At 35.0% G+C, this 16,126-nt stretch carries 15 protein-coding genes; 8 read left to right on the top strand and 7 right to left on the bottom strand.

Translation table 11 applies throughout. From position 1 onward, the window contains the following. Positions 1-100: 100 nt before the first annotated feature. From AA80_RS09070 to AA80_RS09100, 7 genes are all read right to left on the bottom strand, one after another. A complete protein-coding gene (locus tag AA80_RS09070) occupies positions 101-1,456 on the bottom strand; it encodes a GlmL-related ornithine degradation protein (RefSeq protein WP_103877445.1) in 1,356 nt (451 codons plus the stop codon). Beyond that, positions 1,453-2,610 carry an aspartate aminotransferase gene (gene aspC / locus AA80_RS09075; protein ID WP_103877446.1) on the bottom strand — a complete coding sequence of 386 codons (1,158 nt, stop codon included), beginning with the start codon at positions 2,608-2,610 and terminating at the stop codon, positions 1,453-1,455. Before aspC ends, AA80_RS09070 begins: the two co-directional genes overlap by 4 nt. 124 nt (positions 2,611-2,734) lie before the next feature. Beyond that, on the bottom strand, positions 2,735-4,075 hold the full coding sequence (rlmD, locus tag AA80_RS09080) for a 23S rRNA (uracil(1939)-C(5))-methyltransferase RlmD (protein WP_103877447.1): 1,341 nt from the start codon (positions 4,073-4,075) through the stop codon (positions 2,735-2,737). Positions 4,076-4,251: 176 nt separating this feature from the next. After that, positions 4,252-5,550, bottom strand: coding sequence for a UDP-N-acetylmuramoyl-L-alanine--D-glutamate ligase (gene murD / locus AA80_RS09085; protein WP_103877448.1), 1,299 nt, complete (start codon positions 5,548-5,550; stop codon positions 4,252-4,254). Beyond that, positions 5,544-6,488, bottom strand: a complete 945-nt coding sequence (mraY, locus tag AA80_RS09090) for a phospho-N-acetylmuramoyl-pentapeptide-transferase (RefSeq protein WP_103877449.1) — start codon at positions 6,486-6,488, stop codon at positions 5,544-5,546. The genes murD and mraY overlap by 7 nt, the downstream gene beginning before the upstream one ends. Next, positions 6,476-7,768, bottom strand: coding sequence for a UDP-N-acetylmuramoyl-tripeptide--D-alanyl-D-alanine ligase (murF, locus tag AA80_RS09095; RefSeq protein WP_012209607.1), 1,293 nt, complete (start codon positions 7,766-7,768; stop codon positions 6,476-6,478). The genes mraY and murF overlap by 13 nt, the downstream gene beginning before the upstream one ends. Continuing rightward, the gene (locus AA80_RS09100) at positions 7,768-9,270 is read right to left on the bottom strand and encodes a UDP-N-acetylmuramoyl-L-alanyl-D-glutamate--2,6-diaminopimelate ligase (RefSeq protein WP_103066281.1); all 1,503 of its coding nucleotides are present in this window, start codon (positions 9,268-9,270) and stop codon (positions 7,768-7,770) included. The genes murF and AA80_RS09100 overlap by 1 nt, the downstream gene beginning before the upstream one ends. 201 nt (positions 9,271-9,471) lie before the next feature. Here AA80_RS09100 and AA80_RS09105 point away from each other — a divergent pair, with 201 nt between their 5' ends. From AA80_RS09105 to AA80_RS09135, 8 genes are all read left to right on the top strand, one after another. Continuing rightward, entirely contained in the window at positions 9,472-10,479 is a 1,008-nt protein-coding gene (locus AA80_RS09105; protein ID WP_103877450.1) for an HTH domain-containing protein, read from the top strand. Positions 10,480-10,642: 163 nt separating this feature from the next. Then, positions 10,643-11,347, top strand: a complete 705-nt coding sequence (locus AA80_RS09110) for a nucleotide exchange factor GrpE (RefSeq protein WP_103066283.1) — start codon at positions 10,643-10,645, stop codon at positions 11,345-11,347. Then, complete coding sequence (gene dnaJ, locus AA80_RS09115; RefSeq protein WP_370445638.1) at positions 11,347-12,483, top strand: molecular chaperone DnaJ; 1,137 nt, start codon at positions 11,347-11,349, stop codon at positions 12,481-12,483. The genes AA80_RS09110 and dnaJ overlap by 1 nt, the downstream gene beginning before the upstream one ends. Positions 12,484-12,504: 21 nt before the next feature. Beyond that, positions 12,505-13,401: a YitT family protein gene (locus AA80_RS09120; RefSeq protein WP_103066285.1), complete on the top strand. Its 897-nt coding sequence runs from the start codon at positions 12,505-12,507 to the stop codon at positions 13,399-13,401. 17 nt (positions 13,402-13,418) lie between these two features. Continuing rightward, entirely contained in the window at positions 13,419-14,762 is a 1,344-nt protein-coding gene (locus tag AA80_RS09125) for a hemolysin family protein (protein ID WP_103066286.1), read from the top strand. Beyond that, positions 14,752-15,150: a cytidine deaminase gene (locus AA80_RS09130; RefSeq protein ID WP_103877452.1), complete on the top strand. Its 399-nt coding sequence runs from the start codon at positions 14,752-14,754 to the stop codon at positions 15,148-15,150. Before AA80_RS09125 ends, AA80_RS09130 begins: the two co-directional genes overlap by 11 nt. A 258-nt stretch (positions 15,151-15,408) precedes the next feature. After that, positions 15,409-15,576, top strand: coding sequence for a hypothetical protein (locus AA80_RS10090; RefSeq protein ID WP_169960608.1), 168 nt, complete (start codon positions 15,409-15,411; stop codon positions 15,574-15,576). Beyond that, positions 15,533-16,066, top strand: coding sequence for an NUDIX domain-containing protein (locus AA80_RS09135; protein WP_103877453.1), 534 nt, complete (start codon positions 15,533-15,535; stop codon positions 16,064-16,066). Before AA80_RS10090 ends, AA80_RS09135 begins: the two co-directional genes overlap by 44 nt. Positions 16,067-16,126 lie beyond the last annotated feature (60 nt).

Below are 16,126 nucleotides of genomic sequence, written 5' to 3' on the forward strand. Positions count from 1 at the left end.
CCCGCACCCCACCCATAAGGAATTGGGAACGGCTTCGTCCCGTAGCCCACCCGTGAGGAAAAGTCTTTAATAGCGCCCTTTCACCCCGTAGCCCACTCGTCTAAGGAAGGTATTCTATATCATTTTGTAATATTTTCTTTGCTATTTCTTTGTCGAGGTTTGCGATAACACCTATGTTAGCGAATATGTAATTTTTGTCGTAGGCGAAGGTTACGTCTTTTGAAGGCAGTAATAGATCGTCAGAATTTTTTAGCTGCCTTAAACTTTCAAATATCTCTTTGTTGTATTTTGATCTGGATAGTATTCCTCCAGTGCCAAAGATAGTTTTTACGGCGGTTAGATCTTTTCCGTGAGCTACCTTTTTTCTTCCGGTGGGTGTAAATATGTAATCAATTCTTCCGGCGTGTCTTTTTAGGGAAGTTAAGAAACAAAATTTTGCCAAGTAAGTTGCAAATTTTTCTTGTTCTTCGTTTTGTGGATACGGGGATATATTTTTTAGTATCTCTTCGTAGTTTTCAAAGTCCTTTTTTATTTGTTCTTTTCCGATCATTTCAACTACGTTATGTGCGTTTACGTATATTCCCATGTCTCCATCCACCGTTCTTTTGGAACGAGGTTGTGGGGAAACTAAGATCTTCTGAATTTCGGGAGAGCCATCTGTAACGGAATCTATATCGGTAGTGGCTCCACCAATGTCAACTGTTAAAACATCTCCATATAGTTCATTTAATAATTCTGTGGTGTTCATAACAGCCCCGGGGGTAGGTATGACCTCTTCATCTACTACATCATAGATTTTTTCCATACCAGGGGCATGAATTATGTGTTTTGAAAAAACTTCTTGGATTATTTTTCTTGCTGGTTCAACGTTTAGATGATCTATTTTAGGGTAGACGTTTTCTGTTATGATTATATTTTTGTTCTTTTCTTTGAAGATTTCTTCTATTTCTTCTTTCACAGCAGTGTTTCCTGCGTATATTATGGGAATGTCTAATGGCAAATTAGCTAGTAATTCAGCATTGTAAAGAACGGTTTCTTCTTCCCCGTAATCAACACCACCTGATAAGAGAATCAATTTTGGTTTTATTTTTAAAATTTGCTTTAAATGGCTTTCTCTAAGTTTGCCGGATGTGATGTATTTTAAGACAGCCCCAGCTCCTAAAGCTGCTTCTTTTGCTGCCCTGACTGTCATATCGTATACCAGCCCGTGAACCGTCATACTTAAGCCCCCTGCGGCTGAAGAGGTTGCTAAAAATTTTTCCCAACTTATTTTATCTTTAAATTTTTCTTCCATTTTTTTTAGTGCTTTTTCTATTCCAAGAGTTACATCACCTTTGTCTATGGTTGTATAACTTTCTGTTTGAGCTATTATTTTAACGTTTTTTTCTTTGAGTTGGTAAGCTGTTATCACCGTTGTTGTACTTCCTATCTCAGCCACTAATAAATCAATTTTCATGACATTTCTTTCTCCAAATCTAATAAGAATTTTTTAAGTATTTCTACCGCTTTTTTCAAATCGTCCATAGATGCTGCGAATGAAAGTCTGATGTGACCATCGCAAAAGAAAGCCGAACCTGGCACAACTGCAAGACCATATTCGAGTAATTTTTCACAGAATTCTTTATCGTTCAATCCATAGTTCGATATATCTATAAAATAATAGAAAGCACCTTTTGGTTTATTGAATGTCAACCCCAGTTTTTTGAATTCATCGTACAAGTAGTCCCTTCTTTTTTTGAATTCTTCTACCATGTAAGAATTGTCTGTTTCTAAGGCTTTGAGTGCAGCATATTGAGAAGGTGTATTCACATTAGAGGTGGAATGAGATTGAATTTTAGCCAATTGAGTTACTATTTTTTCGTTCGCAATCGTATATCCCAATCTCCATCCAGTCATTGACCATGTCTTTGAAAAACTGTTTATCAATATTGTTCTATCTCTTGATTCTTCAAAGTTTGTCATAGAGGTATAGTTACCGTCGTAAACTAGGGCATCGTATACCTCATCACTTATAATTATTAGGTCATGTTCGATGGAGAACCTTGAGATAAAACTCAAAAACTCTTTATCGTAAACTGCACCTGTTGGGTTGTTGGGAGAATTAATTATAATGGCTTTTGTTTTGTTGGTGATGGCTTTTTCTAATTCTTTTTCTTCAGGTATATAGTTATTTTCTTTCGTAGTTTTAATGTGAACGGGTATCCCGCCAACCATTCTGATTTGTGCATCGTAACTGACCCAAGATGGATCGTTAACGATTATTTCATCGCCTGGGTTTGTTATCAATAAAAGTGCGTTGAATAATGATTGTTTCCCACCATTAGTTACGATAATATTGTTCTCTTTGTAATTAGTTGAGTATTTTTTGTTTGTATATTGAGCTATCTTTTGCCTGAGTTCTTTTATTCCCTTGTTGTCTGTGTATTTGGTTTTTCCTTCTTTCATAGCTTGGTAAGCTGCGTTAATTATAGGCTCAGGAGTGTCAAAATCAGGTTCTCCTGCCGTTAGCCTGACAATTTCGTATCCTTTGTTTTGTAGTTCTATGGCTTTTGAGTTTAATTCAATAGTTGCGGATGGTTGTATTGACTCTATTTTAGCAGAAAATTCCATAGAAGCCTCCTTTCAATTGTTGGGAGTTTATTTGCGCCCCTTCGCCCCGCAGCCCGCCCTTCTAAGGAAGGGGCCTGCGACCCCTTAAACCCAGCAGGGGAAGGTCTTTGACCTGTAACCCACCTCAGTTTTTTTCTAAAATACCAACGTTTTCGATATGGTATGAGTGTGGAAACATATCAAATGGTTGAACCGATTTTAAAGTGAATCCATTTTTTGCAAATATATTGAGATCTCTGGCAAAAGTTGAAGGATCACAGGATATATAGATAATCCCTTTTTTTGCCATAGAAGAAAGTAGTTGTATCTCTTCTTTTTCCAATCCTTTTCTTGGGGGATCCAAGATGACAAAGTCAAATCTTTTACTGGAATTTTTCACGAGGTATGGTTTTGAGCTTGCTAGAATGAAGTTAACGTTTTTAGTAAAATTAATATGAGAATTTGCAATTGCCGCTTTTACTGAAATTTTAGAGGTTTCAACTGATTCTATATGCTTAAAGAGAGGTGAAAAGTATATTGAAAAGAGCCCAACACCAGAGTATAGGTCTAACATAGTTGCGTCTTTTTGTGTGTTGTTTTTGAAATATTCTAAAATGTACCTTAATAGTTTTTGTGTGACGTTGTAGTTGTTTTGAAAAAATGAAGTTGGTGGAATTTGAAATTTAAAATCATCAAATTCTTCATTTAATACTCCCTCACCGAGAAGCGTTTTGTAAGGACCTCGTAGTACAACGCTATCGGAACTGTTCATCAGGTGAATGAGTGAATAAGGGTGAAAATTTTGTTGAAAAAATTGCTTTATCTCTTCTTCGTGAGGCAAATATTCTGTGTTGGTAACTATAATTACCATCGTTTGATTTTTGGAAAAAGATCTTCGGATGACTAAATGTTTCAAGATACCTTTTTTTGCTTTTTTGTCGTATATTTCGATATCCAATTTATTGACTATTTCTTTGAATTTATTTCTTATGTTATCAAATAAGTTAGGTGAGATTGGGCATGAATAGATATCAAGAACACTATTTGAATTGGCAATATTTAGACCTAATTTTAATTTATTATTTTTCTGAAAGGCGTATTCCATTCTGTTTCTGTAACCCCAGATTAAATCGCTTTCGATTATGTTGTTAACAACAGAGCTATCTAACTTACCGATTCTTTCTAACTGTTCTTTTACTATCTCTGTTTTTGATTTTAGTTGGGATTTATAATCGTAATCGAGCCATTGACAGCCTCCACACTTAGGGAAGTGCTTGCATTTGGAAGATATCCTTTGATGGGATGGTTGCAGAATTTCTTTAAGATCTGCAAATACTAAATTTTTATTCGTTCTTGTTGGAATAACCGAGACAAATTCTCCAGGGTAAACGTTGTTTACCATGTAGATTTTGCCGGCATAACGTGCCATGCCGTAGCCACCGTAGACTAATTTTTCGATGACGATTTTTACTTCTTCATTGTCCATCTAAATGCCTCCAAGATGTGGAATTTTTGTCTTTATTAGCGCCCCTTCGCCAGGCTGGGTGGGAAGGCTTCGCCCTGTAACCTTTTTAAAGTTATTTATTCTATCTATATTTGCGCCCTTCCCCCGCACCCCACCCATAAGGAGTTAGGAACGGCTTATCCCCGCTCCCCGCCTATTTATGATTTTTCTACCAATGAATTAAAATGTTCCCCTCTTTCTTCATAATTTTTGTATTTATCAAAGCTTGCTCCCGCTGGTGAAAATACCACATTGTCTCCAACTTCACATATTTCACTTAGGTATAAGAATACTTCTTCTAAATTACTTTTGAAGATAAATTTGTGATTCGATGGGTATTTTTTGACTTCTTTTTCCATTTCTCCAAAAACTAATACGGCTTTGGCATATGTTTTAAGTTCTTCAATTAATGGTGTTAAGTCTTCGTTTTTAGGGATTCCACTTAGGATTGCTATATAACGCATTCCTCTGAAACTTTTGTATGCGTTGTAAGCGGAGTGAGCGTTGGTTGCTTTTGAATCGTTGTAATAATTGACTCCGTTTTTGCTTTTTATCAGTTCTAACCTATACTTTAGTGGTTTGAAAGAGCTTATTGCTTCTTCGATAATTTTTTCAGAGATTCCAAGATTTAACGTTGTTACTGCTGAGGCCAAGATGTCTTCTTTGAAGATGTCCAGTTCAAATATTTTGTTGTTGACTTGTATTTTTTTATCTTTGTATTCAATATAGTTGCCTTCAATCATGTTTTTTGAAAAGGTTATAAACTTTTCACTTGATTGATGATCTTTTAGGTTTAAAAGATTGATAGAATCTTCGTTGATAACGGTTACTCCTCCGGATTTTAGGGTTCTTAACAATAGTCTTGCTTTGGTTTCGTAGTAATCATTCAAGTCGTTGTGCCAGTTTAGATGATCTGGTGCCAAGTTCGTTAGTACGGATATTTCAGGAGAAAACCATTTTGACCAGAATATTTGAAAAGAACTAACTTCAACTACGTAGTAGTTTAAAGTCTCTGATGCCTGTGCTAAGGGGAATCCAATATTACCCCCTACAAAGGTTAAAGGATCTGCAACTTTTAATATATGTCCTATTAAAGATGTGGTAGTTGATTTTCCGTCGGTTCCTGTTATTCCAATAAAAACAGCTTTTTTGTTTACTTTTTTTATACTTTCCCATGAGTACTCTAATTCTGTAGTGTAATCGATCTTGTTTTCAAATATTATTTTAGCTGCCTTACTGTTTGGGGGAATCCCGGGGCTTACGATTGCTAAATCACAGTTTTTTAATAGGTCGTTGTGGTCTGTTTCATATTTGATGTTGTTTTTCTTAAAGTATATTTCATCGGTTTTAGTAAAATCTTTGTCTTGGCTAACAAAGATTTCGTGATTACTTTTTAAAAGCTTTGTCAGTAACTCCGTGTTACTTTTTCCGTATCCTACAAGGCAGATCTTCACCATACTCCTCCTAGTGCGACTATTCCAGTTAAGAAGTTTATAGTCCAGAATATTAGTACAATCCGTTCTTCACTCCATTTTTTTAGTTCAAAATGATGATGAATTGGTGTCATTAAAAAGACTCTTTTTTTTCGTAGTTTGAAACTTCCCACTTGTATTATAACGCTAAACATCTCTGTAATAAATATAAAACAGGTTAAAATGGTGAAAAGTTCAAGGGAATAATATAATGCTAAAGAACCTAATATCCCACCTAATGCTAAAGATCCAGTATCTCCCATGAATATTTTTGCTGGTTTTATATTGTAGAAGAGATACGCTATTACAGGCAAAATCAATAAGGGAATGTGATTAAAATTAATACCCGCAATCAGTGCTGTGAATAGTGCTGATATTACATAAATACCTCCAGAGAGTCCGTCTATCCCGTCGGTTAAATTTGTTGCATTGGACATACCTGTTAGGTATATTATCCCCCATAAAGGATAGAAAAATTTTAGGTCTAAGCTTTTAGTTGTGAATGGTATTTTCAATGTTGAATGGTTGTTAAATATTGATATTAGATATACTATAACGATTGAGAATAGGAATTGGAGTAACAATTTTTGTATGGCTGTTAATCCTGTTGAATCTTTCTTTTTTATACTTAGATAGTCATCCAGAAATCCTATAAATCCAAAGAGTAAAGAGGCAACTCCAATTATCAGAAATAAATCTTCTTTTTGAATGAAGTAGGTGAGTAAACTTAGAAAAAAAATAGCAAGAATGAATAAAATTCCCCCCATTGTTGGGGTTCCTTGCTTGTAATTATGAAGGTCTGGTCCTTCTTTTCTGATATACTGCCCAAATTGCCTCTTTTTTAGCCATTTTATAAATATGGGGTAGAGAAAAAGTAAGAAAATAAAAGTTATTAATGTGATATAAAATATCAATCTTTCCAAATTAAGTCACTTTCCTTTAGATATTTGTTTATTCCAGTAGTGTTAGATCCTTTTATATAGATCACTCCTTTGGTGGTGTTTGATATTATTTCATCAATTTTTTTTAGCTCTTTAAAGAAGGTAACTTTATCATTTGATAGATAGGTGAAATTTTCTTGAGGATCGTAGAAATAAATCCGATCAAAAATATTTAAGGCTTCTGTTATAACTTTGATGTGGTATTCTTCGCTGTATTTTCCTAATTCTTTTATTTCTCCCATTATGATAATTTTAGGAGAAAGATTCCACTTTTTTATGCTGTTAAAAGCACTTTTAAAAGATTCGTAGGATGCGTTGTAAGAGTCGTTTACTATTAAAAGATTCCCACGTTTTATGGTTTGAAAACGATCTTGAGGGATGTTGATGTTAAATAAATAGTATGGATCAACTGGTAAATCGATGAATCTCAAAAGCAGCAATCCTGAGAGTAAGTCTAATATCTGACCTTCACTCCAATAATGGTTCAGCGTTACCATCAAATCTTCCTGTAGAATTCTAGCGTAAAAGGTCGTTGTGTGGTTTTCATTGTACTCGAAGCTTTTTAAAACGGCATCGTTTTCATCTTTTGTTCCAAAGGTTAGTCGGTTCAGATGTTTCGGTGCCAATTCTTTTAATAATGAGTAGTCTCCATTGATTATTAAAACTCCTTTATCCATGTTGCTTGTTATTTTCATTTTTTCTTCAGCTACCGTTTCTAAAGAGTCTAGAAATTCCAAATGTGAAGCCCCTACGTTCGTGATAATGGCAACATCTAAATTAAAATATCTTGATAAAAATTCAAGGTCTCCCTTTTTTCTAAGACCTTCTTCTAGTATGACGGTTTCTTCGTTGTTATAGTTGTTCAAAATCGATAAGGGTATTCCTATTTCCGTATTCAAATTCATCTCGTTTCTAAAAGTTTTGAAATAAGCTAACAACAAATAATACAAGCATTCTTTCGTGGTGGTTTTTCCAGTGGATCCGGTTATTCCAATCTTTAATTTGGCGTTTTCATTGATCAATGTTGAGGCAGAGATGAGCATTTCTTCTAGGACGCTGTTGACTTTGATTATTTTTTCTTTTGGAAAGTCAACAACATCTTTTTCAACAATTACGTAAGACGCTCCGTTTTTCAATGCGTCGTTTATAAATAGGTGTCCGTCGGTTTTCTCACCTTTTAAACATAAAAATACGTCACCTTCATTCACTTTTCGAGAGTCAATTTGAAAATTGTGGCCTTTATATTTTAAACGTTCCAACATTACCTTCCCGAACTCCTTTTGATTTTGTCAATTAGTTTTTTTGTTACTTCGTAATCGTTGAACTTAACCTTTTTTCCATTGGCGAAGAGTTGATATTTTTCATGGCCTCTTCCCGCTATGATTACTATGTCCCCTTTGTTGGCAAATCTTAGGGCTGTATCTATGGCGGTTTCTCTATCGGGTATAACGATGAAATGTTTATCTTGGTCTATACCTTTTGATACGTCTTCTATTATTTGGTCAGGGTCTTCATCTTTTGGATCATCGTTGGTGAGAACTATAACGTCCGAATGTTCACTTACAACTTGTCCCATTAACTTTCGTTTCCCCTTGTCTGCGTTTCCTCCAGCCCCAAATACTGTGATTATCCTACCTTCAGTTATTGATGAAGCGGTTTTTAATACTTCGTTGAGTGCATCGGGGGTGTGTGCAAAATCGATAACTGCAAAGAAACCTAGCGATTTGCTGCCTGGAACAATTTGGAACCTTCCAGGAACTCCTTTAAATGTGAAAATGGAATAGATGATTTCCTCAGGAGCCAATCCGAAGAGGGTTGCTATTACAAAAGCGTTTGTTATATTGTAAACGTTGAACTTCCCTATCATGGGGGAGCGTATTTCAAAACTTTTGTTTTCCTTTGTTGTTATAGTGAATTTCATTTGTTGAAGTGTTTGTTCGTAGTTATCTATCACAAAGTCTGCATTTTTATCGAATCCGTAGGTTATAATTTCTTTCCCACTTTTTAAGAAGTCCTCTTTGTTCAACCTGTCCAGGTTTATTATTATTGTTCCTTCATCTTTTAAATAGTTCATCAGGGACAATTTTATATTTTTGTATTCTTCAAAATCTTTATGATAGTCCAGATGGTCCCTTGTTATGTTTGTGTAAGATATGATATCGTATTTAAAACCTTGGATTCTTCTTTGATCTATCGCATGAGAGGATACTTCAATGTTTATAAATTCAATATTATTTTCTTTGCTTTTTTTTAATATTTTTGCCAGCTCTAAGATACTAGGAGTAGTGTTGTAAGGTTCGTCAATTAATTCGTCGTTTATTTTAATCCCTACGGTACTTATTAGAGTGGAATTTTTATCTAGTTTTTGTAAGATGTGATGAACTAACGATACCGTTGTAGATTTGCCATTGGTGCCTGTTACTCCCAGTATTTTAAAATCATCTAGCGAGATGTCGTATAATTTGTGAGTTAAGTCTGCAGCGGCCTTTTTAATATCCTCTACAATTATATACTGGAGAGAATCGATATTTGGGATCTTTTCTTCGTCTTGAGCGATTATTAAAGAAGCACCTTTATTAAATGCAGAAATGATATAATCATGGCCATCGAAACGGGAACCTTTGAAGGCGATGAAAATATCGTCTTTTTCAACATTTTCGCTGTTGTCTTTGATATCTGCTATGTTCAATATCTCGTTTGTTATTACATGCTTTTTTATATTACCGTTTAAAAATTGTATTATTTTTTTTGAAGGGATTTTCATTAATTCTGCCTCCTAAATAATTGCTTTTCTAGCCACTCATCTTAAGGAAGGGACTTGCGCGCAGCCGCCCCTAAGGATAAAGGGACTTTGGATCCTTCCCCACCCAAAAATAGTTGTTACAATGTGGTAAATTAATATATTTGACATTGTATATAAGACCTGGTATTATATAATTAGCACTTAATATGTGGGAGTGATAAAATGTCTAAGGTGCTACAAGATAGACAAAAAGAAATTCTAAAAACCATTGTTGAATTATACATAAAAAACGAAAAACCGGTCAGCTCAGATGAGGTTTTAGAAAATTCGAATATAAAAGCTAGTAGTGCTACTATCAGGAACGATATGCAAAAACTCCAAAAATTAGGATACATTTATCAACAACACTCTAGCGGTGGAAGAATTCCTACTGATCCCGCTTTAAAGATCTATTTTCAAATGATAAAAGACGCCTACAACCAAGAGGATACGCACCTTGAAATCCCAAAAAAATACAAGTTTTATGATTTGAATCTTATGTTTCAAAGTTTGAGTGAATTGCTAGCAAATGCCTTGGAGGGTTTGGTCATCTTTGAGTATCCTAATCCAAAGTATGTTTATATTACAAGGGTAACAGTTACCCCCTTGATGGAGACAAATAACGTCATTACTATTTTAACAAATTTAGGCCTTGCTGTATCCAGGACGGTTGAAATATATGGTCTGCCGCCTTCAGCGGAATTGGAAAATATTCTTAATAACGGTCTTGTTGGCAAATCTTTTCATTCACTTTTCATGTTTCTTTCAGCTCCAAAGTTTGAAACGGAGGATCTAAGGGTTACTAATTTCATAGAGATTTTAGGAAATCTAACATCTGAGTTCAACAGAAAAAAATACATTGTAAGTGGTCTTGAAAAAGTCATCTCTAAATCTATTCCAGACTTAGAAACTATCGAAACGTTGGCTTCTATGGTTGAAAATGATACAATCAAAGAAGGCATATTTAAACTTTTAGATTTCACCGATGATATAGAAATATTATTTGGTGAAGATTTAAACTCTAAAGCGTTAAAAAAGATGGTATTTTTCTATACTACTTACAAATTAAATGCTGACCCCCTTGGGAGGGTACTTTTTATAACTCAAAAATACTGTAATTATGAAAAAATCTACTTTTTTTTGAGAGAGTATATTTCTAGATTCTCAGAGATTATATCAAAAAATTTGTGAAATTAGTATATAATTTTGTTTATAGATTTAAAAGATAAAAGGTTTTAAAAGGGTTCCAGCTCGAAACTCTCTATGGGCGGGCTGGGGGGTGAAGGGGCGCTATATAAAAGGTTTCATAGTTTCCAAAGATAGTAAACAAGTTTTTAGGAGGTGTTTTTTTGAAATGGAAGAAAGAAAAAAAACTGAAGAAATAACAGAACAAGAGGAACAACAAGAAATAAAAGAAAAAGAATCCAATCAAGAAGATATCGAACAGTTGAAAAATAAAGTAGAGAAATTAGAAAAAGAAAACAAAGAGCTAAAAAACGAGTTAAAAAAGCTGGAAAAAGAAAAAGATGAATTTAAAGAGTATTCTATACATCTCAAAACTAAATTTGAAGATTACAAAGATTTAGTAGAAAAAGAAAAAAAGCAGATAAAATTAAGCACTACAAAGATGATAATAGAAAAACTACTCGTCCCATTTGAAAAGTTGAAACTTTCTTTGAATTACAAAGATGAACCTGAATTTGTTTCAGCGGTTGAGATGGTTTACAAAGATATGTTGAAAGTCTTTGACTCCTTGAAAATGAAGTTTATCATTCCTCAAAAAGGAGATCAATTCGATCCGTTTGAACATGATGTTGTAGACAAGTATGAGACAAAAGAAGTGAATGAATACTGTGTATACGGTGTTCAATCCATAGGATACAAATTGGAAGCCGAAGTAATTAAACCTGCAAGGGTTATAGTGGCGGTAAAACCGAAGGAGGACGCCCCGAACGGGGTCAAGGAAAAAGTTGAAGATAAGAAAATCCCTTGCGACGAAAATACTTGTTCCGAGAAACAAACTGTGGAAGGGATCGACTCAAAAGAAGGTGACAAATAATTATGGCTGAAAGAAAAGATTATTACAAAATCTTAGGAGTAGATAGAAATGCTTCACAGGAAGAGATAAAAAAAGCGTATAGACAAAAAGTTAAAGAATGGCATCCTGATAGACACATTGAAAATAAAGAAGAAGCCGAGCGCAAATTTAAAGAGATTCAGGAAGCTTATGAAGTTTTAAGTGATCCACAAAAAAGGGAAGTTTACGATAGATTCGGTTTTGTACCAGAAGAAGGAACCGCCTATACTGGACAAAGAAGTGCAGGTGGCGGTATAGGTGATATTTTTGGAGATATTTTTGGAGAAGATTTTGGTGGAGGCACCGTCTCAGACTTTTTCGATATGTTCTTTGGTACTGAAGGAAGTAGAGGTAGATCCTCCTCGAGACAGCGAAATGTAGTCAAAGAACGCGGCGAGGATATTAATGTAGTAATCAGTTTAAAATTAGAAGAAATTATGTATGATGTTAAGAAAATTGTTGAATACAACAGATATGAAGAATGTCATCATTGTCATGGTACTGGAGCGGAAAACGGCACAAGTTTTGAAACTTGCCCAAGGTGTAACGGTAGAGGGGTAATAAGAGAGGAGCAAAGGAGTTTTTTTGGAAGCTTTGTAAGGACATATGCATGTCCAACGTGTAACGGAGAAGGTAGAATAATCAGTCGTAGATGTTCTTACTGTGGAGGTAGTGGAAAAGTTTTGAAAAAAGAAAGGATTGAAGTTACGATACCTGCTGGCGTGCCAAATAGCTATACCATGAGGATAAAAGGAAAAGGCAATGCGGGCAAGAACGGAGGCCCAAACGGTGATTTAATTGTTCAAGTAAGAGTTCTTCCTCATGAAAAGTTTATCAGAAAAGGGGCAGATTTAGAAACAGAAATCACGATAAATTATCTGAAAGCAGTTTTGGGAGGAACCGTCAAGATTCCTACATTGGAAGGAGATTTCGAAGAAGAGTTACCAGAAGGAACTAACCCTGGAACAATTTTAAGGTTTAAAAATATGGGACTTCCAGAATTTGGTGGAGGCAAAAGAGGAGATTTATATGTCAAAATAAACGTGAAAATCAATAAGCCATCGAGAAAAGAAAAGAAGATCCTTAGTCAACTTTTGGAAGAAACAAATGTTGAATAATTCACCTTGGGGTGATATAGGTTGAAATTTAACATCTCCATTCAAAAAATAGATGTCAAAGATTATATTATTATTACGTTGGGGACTTTGATAACCGCCTTGGGATTGGTTCTGTTTATGATCCCTTACAATATTATTGCCGGAGGAGTTAGTGGGCTAGCCATAATATTAAACAATTTTTTCGGTTGGTGGGTAGGAATACAAATGTTTGCTTATAATTTGATCTTGTTCACTTTAGGGTTTTGGTTGCTTGGAATAGGTTTTGGAATAAAGAGTATATACTCGGCAGCTCTACTATCCTTTTCCACTGATTTTTTTCAACATGGTTTAGGATTGGATCAACTTATTCCTTCGTTGATGGCAGAAACAGGCAATGCAGGTTTAGAAATGACTTTATTGGCTGCATTTTATGGGGCTTTAATAGCTGGATTTGGCATGGGTTTAGTTATATGGAAAGGCGCAACAACCGGTGGAACGGATATAATCGCAATGATTTTCAACAAGTTTTTTTCTTTAAGCGTAGGTACAGGCCTTATGATTGCTGATACCGTTATAACAGCTTCTTCCATATTAATTAATCCTTTATTACCAATGTATGGAATAATAGCGATTTTTGTAACTGCAAAGACTATAGATGGGGTGATAGAAGGATTTGAATCGACAAGAACGATTTTGGTTATAAGTGATCATTATGATAAAATTAAAGAGGACATATATAGCAAATTAGATAGAGGAGTTACCTTTTTAAAGGGAGTAGGTAGTTACACAAATCAAGAAAAAAATATAGTAATGGTCACTATTTCAAGGTCAGAGATAGGTTTGCTTAAGAACATTATAAAAGAGAGAGATAGCAACGCATTCATGGTTATATTGCCAAATAGTGAAGCCATTGGATATGGTTTCAAAAAAATATCTTAGTAAGGAGATGATGGATAGTGGATGACCCCGGTGGTTTGTGGGGCTCATTAGTTTTATTGATTGTTCTTTTATTTCTTTCAGGATTTTTTTCTGGGTCTGAAACTGCTTTGACTACAATAGGGAAATATAGGATAAAAGAACTGATCGATGAAGAAAAAGACGATAAAAAAAGGAAAAAATACCAACATTTTGTTGAAAACCCAAATCATTATTTAACTACTATATTAGTAATGAACAATCTTGTGAATATCTTGGCCACATCTACGGCAACGGTTTTTGCAGTAAGATTAATGCCATCTTCACAAAGTGGTGCTGTTGGTTTAGTAACGGCTATTATGACCCTATTGATATTGATTTTTGGAGAGATTACACCCAAGGTATACGCTAGAGAAAATAGAGAAAAATATTTTAGTTTTGCCTTTTTCACAATCAATTTTCTAAATCAACTTTTAACACCCGTTGTGTGGTTGCTTGTAAACCTTTCAAACGTGTTTATCAGCCTTTTTGGTGGTGAGACCATTACCAATGCTCCACCACTAATCACAGAGGACGAAATAATTTCTTACTTAGACATAGGGCATGAAGAAGGGGTAATTGAGAAGAGTGAAAAGTACCTAATGCAAAGAAGTTTAGAGATGAAGGATACCTCAGTCAGAGAAATTATGACTCCAAGGGTTGATATATCTGCGATTGAAGACATAAAAACTATGGAAGAATTGATAAAGATAATAAATGAAGAAGGATACTCTAGGATACCTGTTTTCAAGGAAACGTTGGATAATGTTATTGGAATAGTCTACGCAAAAGATATTTTCAAAAAACTCGAAGAGGTAAGAGATTTTAGCAAACTGCAAAAATTAAGAGTTGTGGAGATTATGCATAAACCATTTTTTGTTCCCATAACGATGAAAATAAGGGATGTTTTTAGGATGTTTTTAAATAATCATACACATATGGCTATAGTAGTTGATGAATATGGAGGAACAGCCGGATTAGTTACTTTAGAAGATATAATAGAAGAGATGACTGGAGAAATTTTTGATGAGTATGATGACTTTACCGATGAAACCAATATTACAAGGGTAGCAGAAAATGTTATACTAGTGGATGGCACAACACCAATAAATGACGTTGAAAGAGAGTTGGATATAGAATTTCCCGAAACTGAGTTTGAAACCATAGGTGGTTTCTTACTTGAAAGGTTTCAAAGGTTCCCTAAACCCGGCGAGATATATTTTCTAGAAAATTATGAATTCGAAGTGATTTCTGTAACCATCAATAAGATCGATAAAGTTAAAATAACTGTACATCCAAAAATGCAAACAGACAACCAAGAAGGGGCTGAGAAAGATGAAGGATAAAACAATAGTTGAAACGTTGTATGAAGAAGCTATGAAAACAAGAGAAAATGCATATACTCCTTATTCTAATTTTAAAGTAGGTGCAAGTTTGTTATCGGATAACGGGGAAATATTTTCAGGTTGTAATGTGGAAAATGCTTCGTATGGATTATCTCTCTGTGCTGAAAGGAACACAATATTTTCCGCAGTTGCCAGGGGCGAACGTAAATTCAAAGCTATGTTAATCGTTGCAGAAGGTGAGGCACCTGTAAAACCATGTGGGGCATGTAGACAAGTAATGGCTGAATTCGGGGATTTCGACGTTTATTTGGCAAATACAAAAGGGAAGATAGAAAAAACGAAGGTAAGTGAGTTGCTACCAAATGCCTTTGGTCCAAAGGATCTATGAAATATCTAAAAATTCATTGAATGGGCAGGTAGCGGGGCGAAGGGGTTAAAGATCCCTTTATCCTTTAGGGTGGGGAGCGGGCAAAAGGGGCGCTAATAAAGACTAAGCACAACGTAGAAAAAAGTTCGTCTTTTTTCAAAAATAAGATTTTGATTTTAAAAAGGTTACAGGGCGGAGCCCTGTTTGCTGCAGTATGCAAACCATGTTTTTAAATGATTTTGACCTTGAATTTGGGGTTTTTAAGGGGGGACCCCCTTAATGTTAAAGGGGTTAGGGACCGCAGGTCCCTCCTTAGAAGGGTGGGCTGCTGGGCGAAGGGGAGCTAAATCCGGTTTCAGAGTTTCTAAAAACAATAAAATCAAAATTCAGGAGTCTAACAATTATGGATTTAATAGAAAAAGAAGTATCAAAAGAAGTTATTTTTAAGGGAAAAATCTTGGATTTAGAAAAATACAACGTAGAATTACCAGACAAAAACATATCAACCAGGGAGGTTGTTAACCATCCCGGAGCGGTAGCAATATTGCCAGTTGATAACGAAGGAAATATCTATCTTGTTAAGCAATATAGATTCCCTATAAGAAAAGTATTGATAGAAATTCCTGCTGGAAAGTTCGATTCACCTAATGAGGATCCTTTGGAATGCGGTAAAAGGGAGTTAGCAGAAGAAATAGGAAAGAAGGCTAACAAGTGGATTGAATTAGGATACATATATACAACGCCAGGTTTTTCAACGGAAAAAATATATTTATATCTAGCCAAAGAATTAACTGAAGTGGGAGTCAATCCAGACGATGACGAGTTTGTTGAAGTCTTAAAGGTAACAACAAATGAAATGAAAGAGATGATAAAAAAAGGCGAAATTACCGATTCGAAAAGTATTTGTGCTTTCTACAAATATTTACTCCTTGAATAAGTGAGTGAGCAGCGCGGGTGAAGGGAAAGCCTTTTAAACTTCCTTAGAGGGTGGGCAGCG

The sequence above is a fragment of the Petrotoga sibirica DSM 13575 genome (assembly GCF_002924625.1).
Taxonomy (GTDB): domain Bacteria; phylum Thermotogota; class Thermotogae; order Petrotogales; family Petrotogaceae; genus Petrotoga; species Petrotoga sibirica.

Bases quoted from the DNA above. Each gene is read 5' to 3' on its own strand.
- AA80_RS09070 (WP_103877445.1), bottom strand. From the start codon at position 1,456: ATGAAAATTGATTTATTAGTGGCTGAGATAGGAAGTACAACAACGGTG.
- aspC (WP_103877446.1), bottom strand. From the start codon at position 2,610: ATGGAATTTTCTGCTAAAATAGAGTCAATACAACCATCCGCAACTATT.
- rlmD (WP_103877447.1), bottom strand. From the start codon at position 4,075: ATGGACAATGAAGAAGTAAAAATCGTCATCGAAAAATTAGTCTACGGT.
- murD (WP_103877448.1), bottom strand. From the start codon at position 5,550: ATGGTGAAGATCTGCCTTGTAGGATACGGAAAAAGTAACACGGAGTTA.
- murF (WP_012209607.1), bottom strand. From the start codon at position 7,768: ATGTTGGAACGTTTAAAATATAAAGGCCACAATTTTCAAATTGACTCT.
- AA80_RS09100 (WP_103066281.1), bottom strand. From the start codon at position 9,270: ATGAAAATCCCTTCAAAAAAAATAATACAATTTTTAAACGGTAATATA.
- AA80_RS09105 (WP_103877450.1), top strand. From the start codon at position 9,472: ATGTCTAAGGTGCTACAAGATAGACAAAAAGAAATTCTAAAAACCATT.
- AA80_RS09110 (WP_103066283.1), top strand. From the start codon at position 10,643: ATGGAAGAAAGAAAAAAAACTGAAGAAATAACAGAACAAGAGGAACAA.
- AA80_RS09130 (WP_103877452.1), top strand. From the start codon at position 14,752: ATGAAGGATAAAACAATAGTTGAAACGTTGTATGAAGAAGCTATGAAA.
- AA80_RS10090 (WP_169960608.1), top strand. From the start codon at position 15,409: ATGTTAAAGGGGTTAGGGACCGCAGGTCCCTCCTTAGAAGGGTGGGCT.
- AA80_RS09135 (WP_103877453.1), top strand. From the start codon at position 15,533: ATGGATTTAATAGAAAAAGAAGTATCAAAAGAAGTTATTTTTAAGGGA.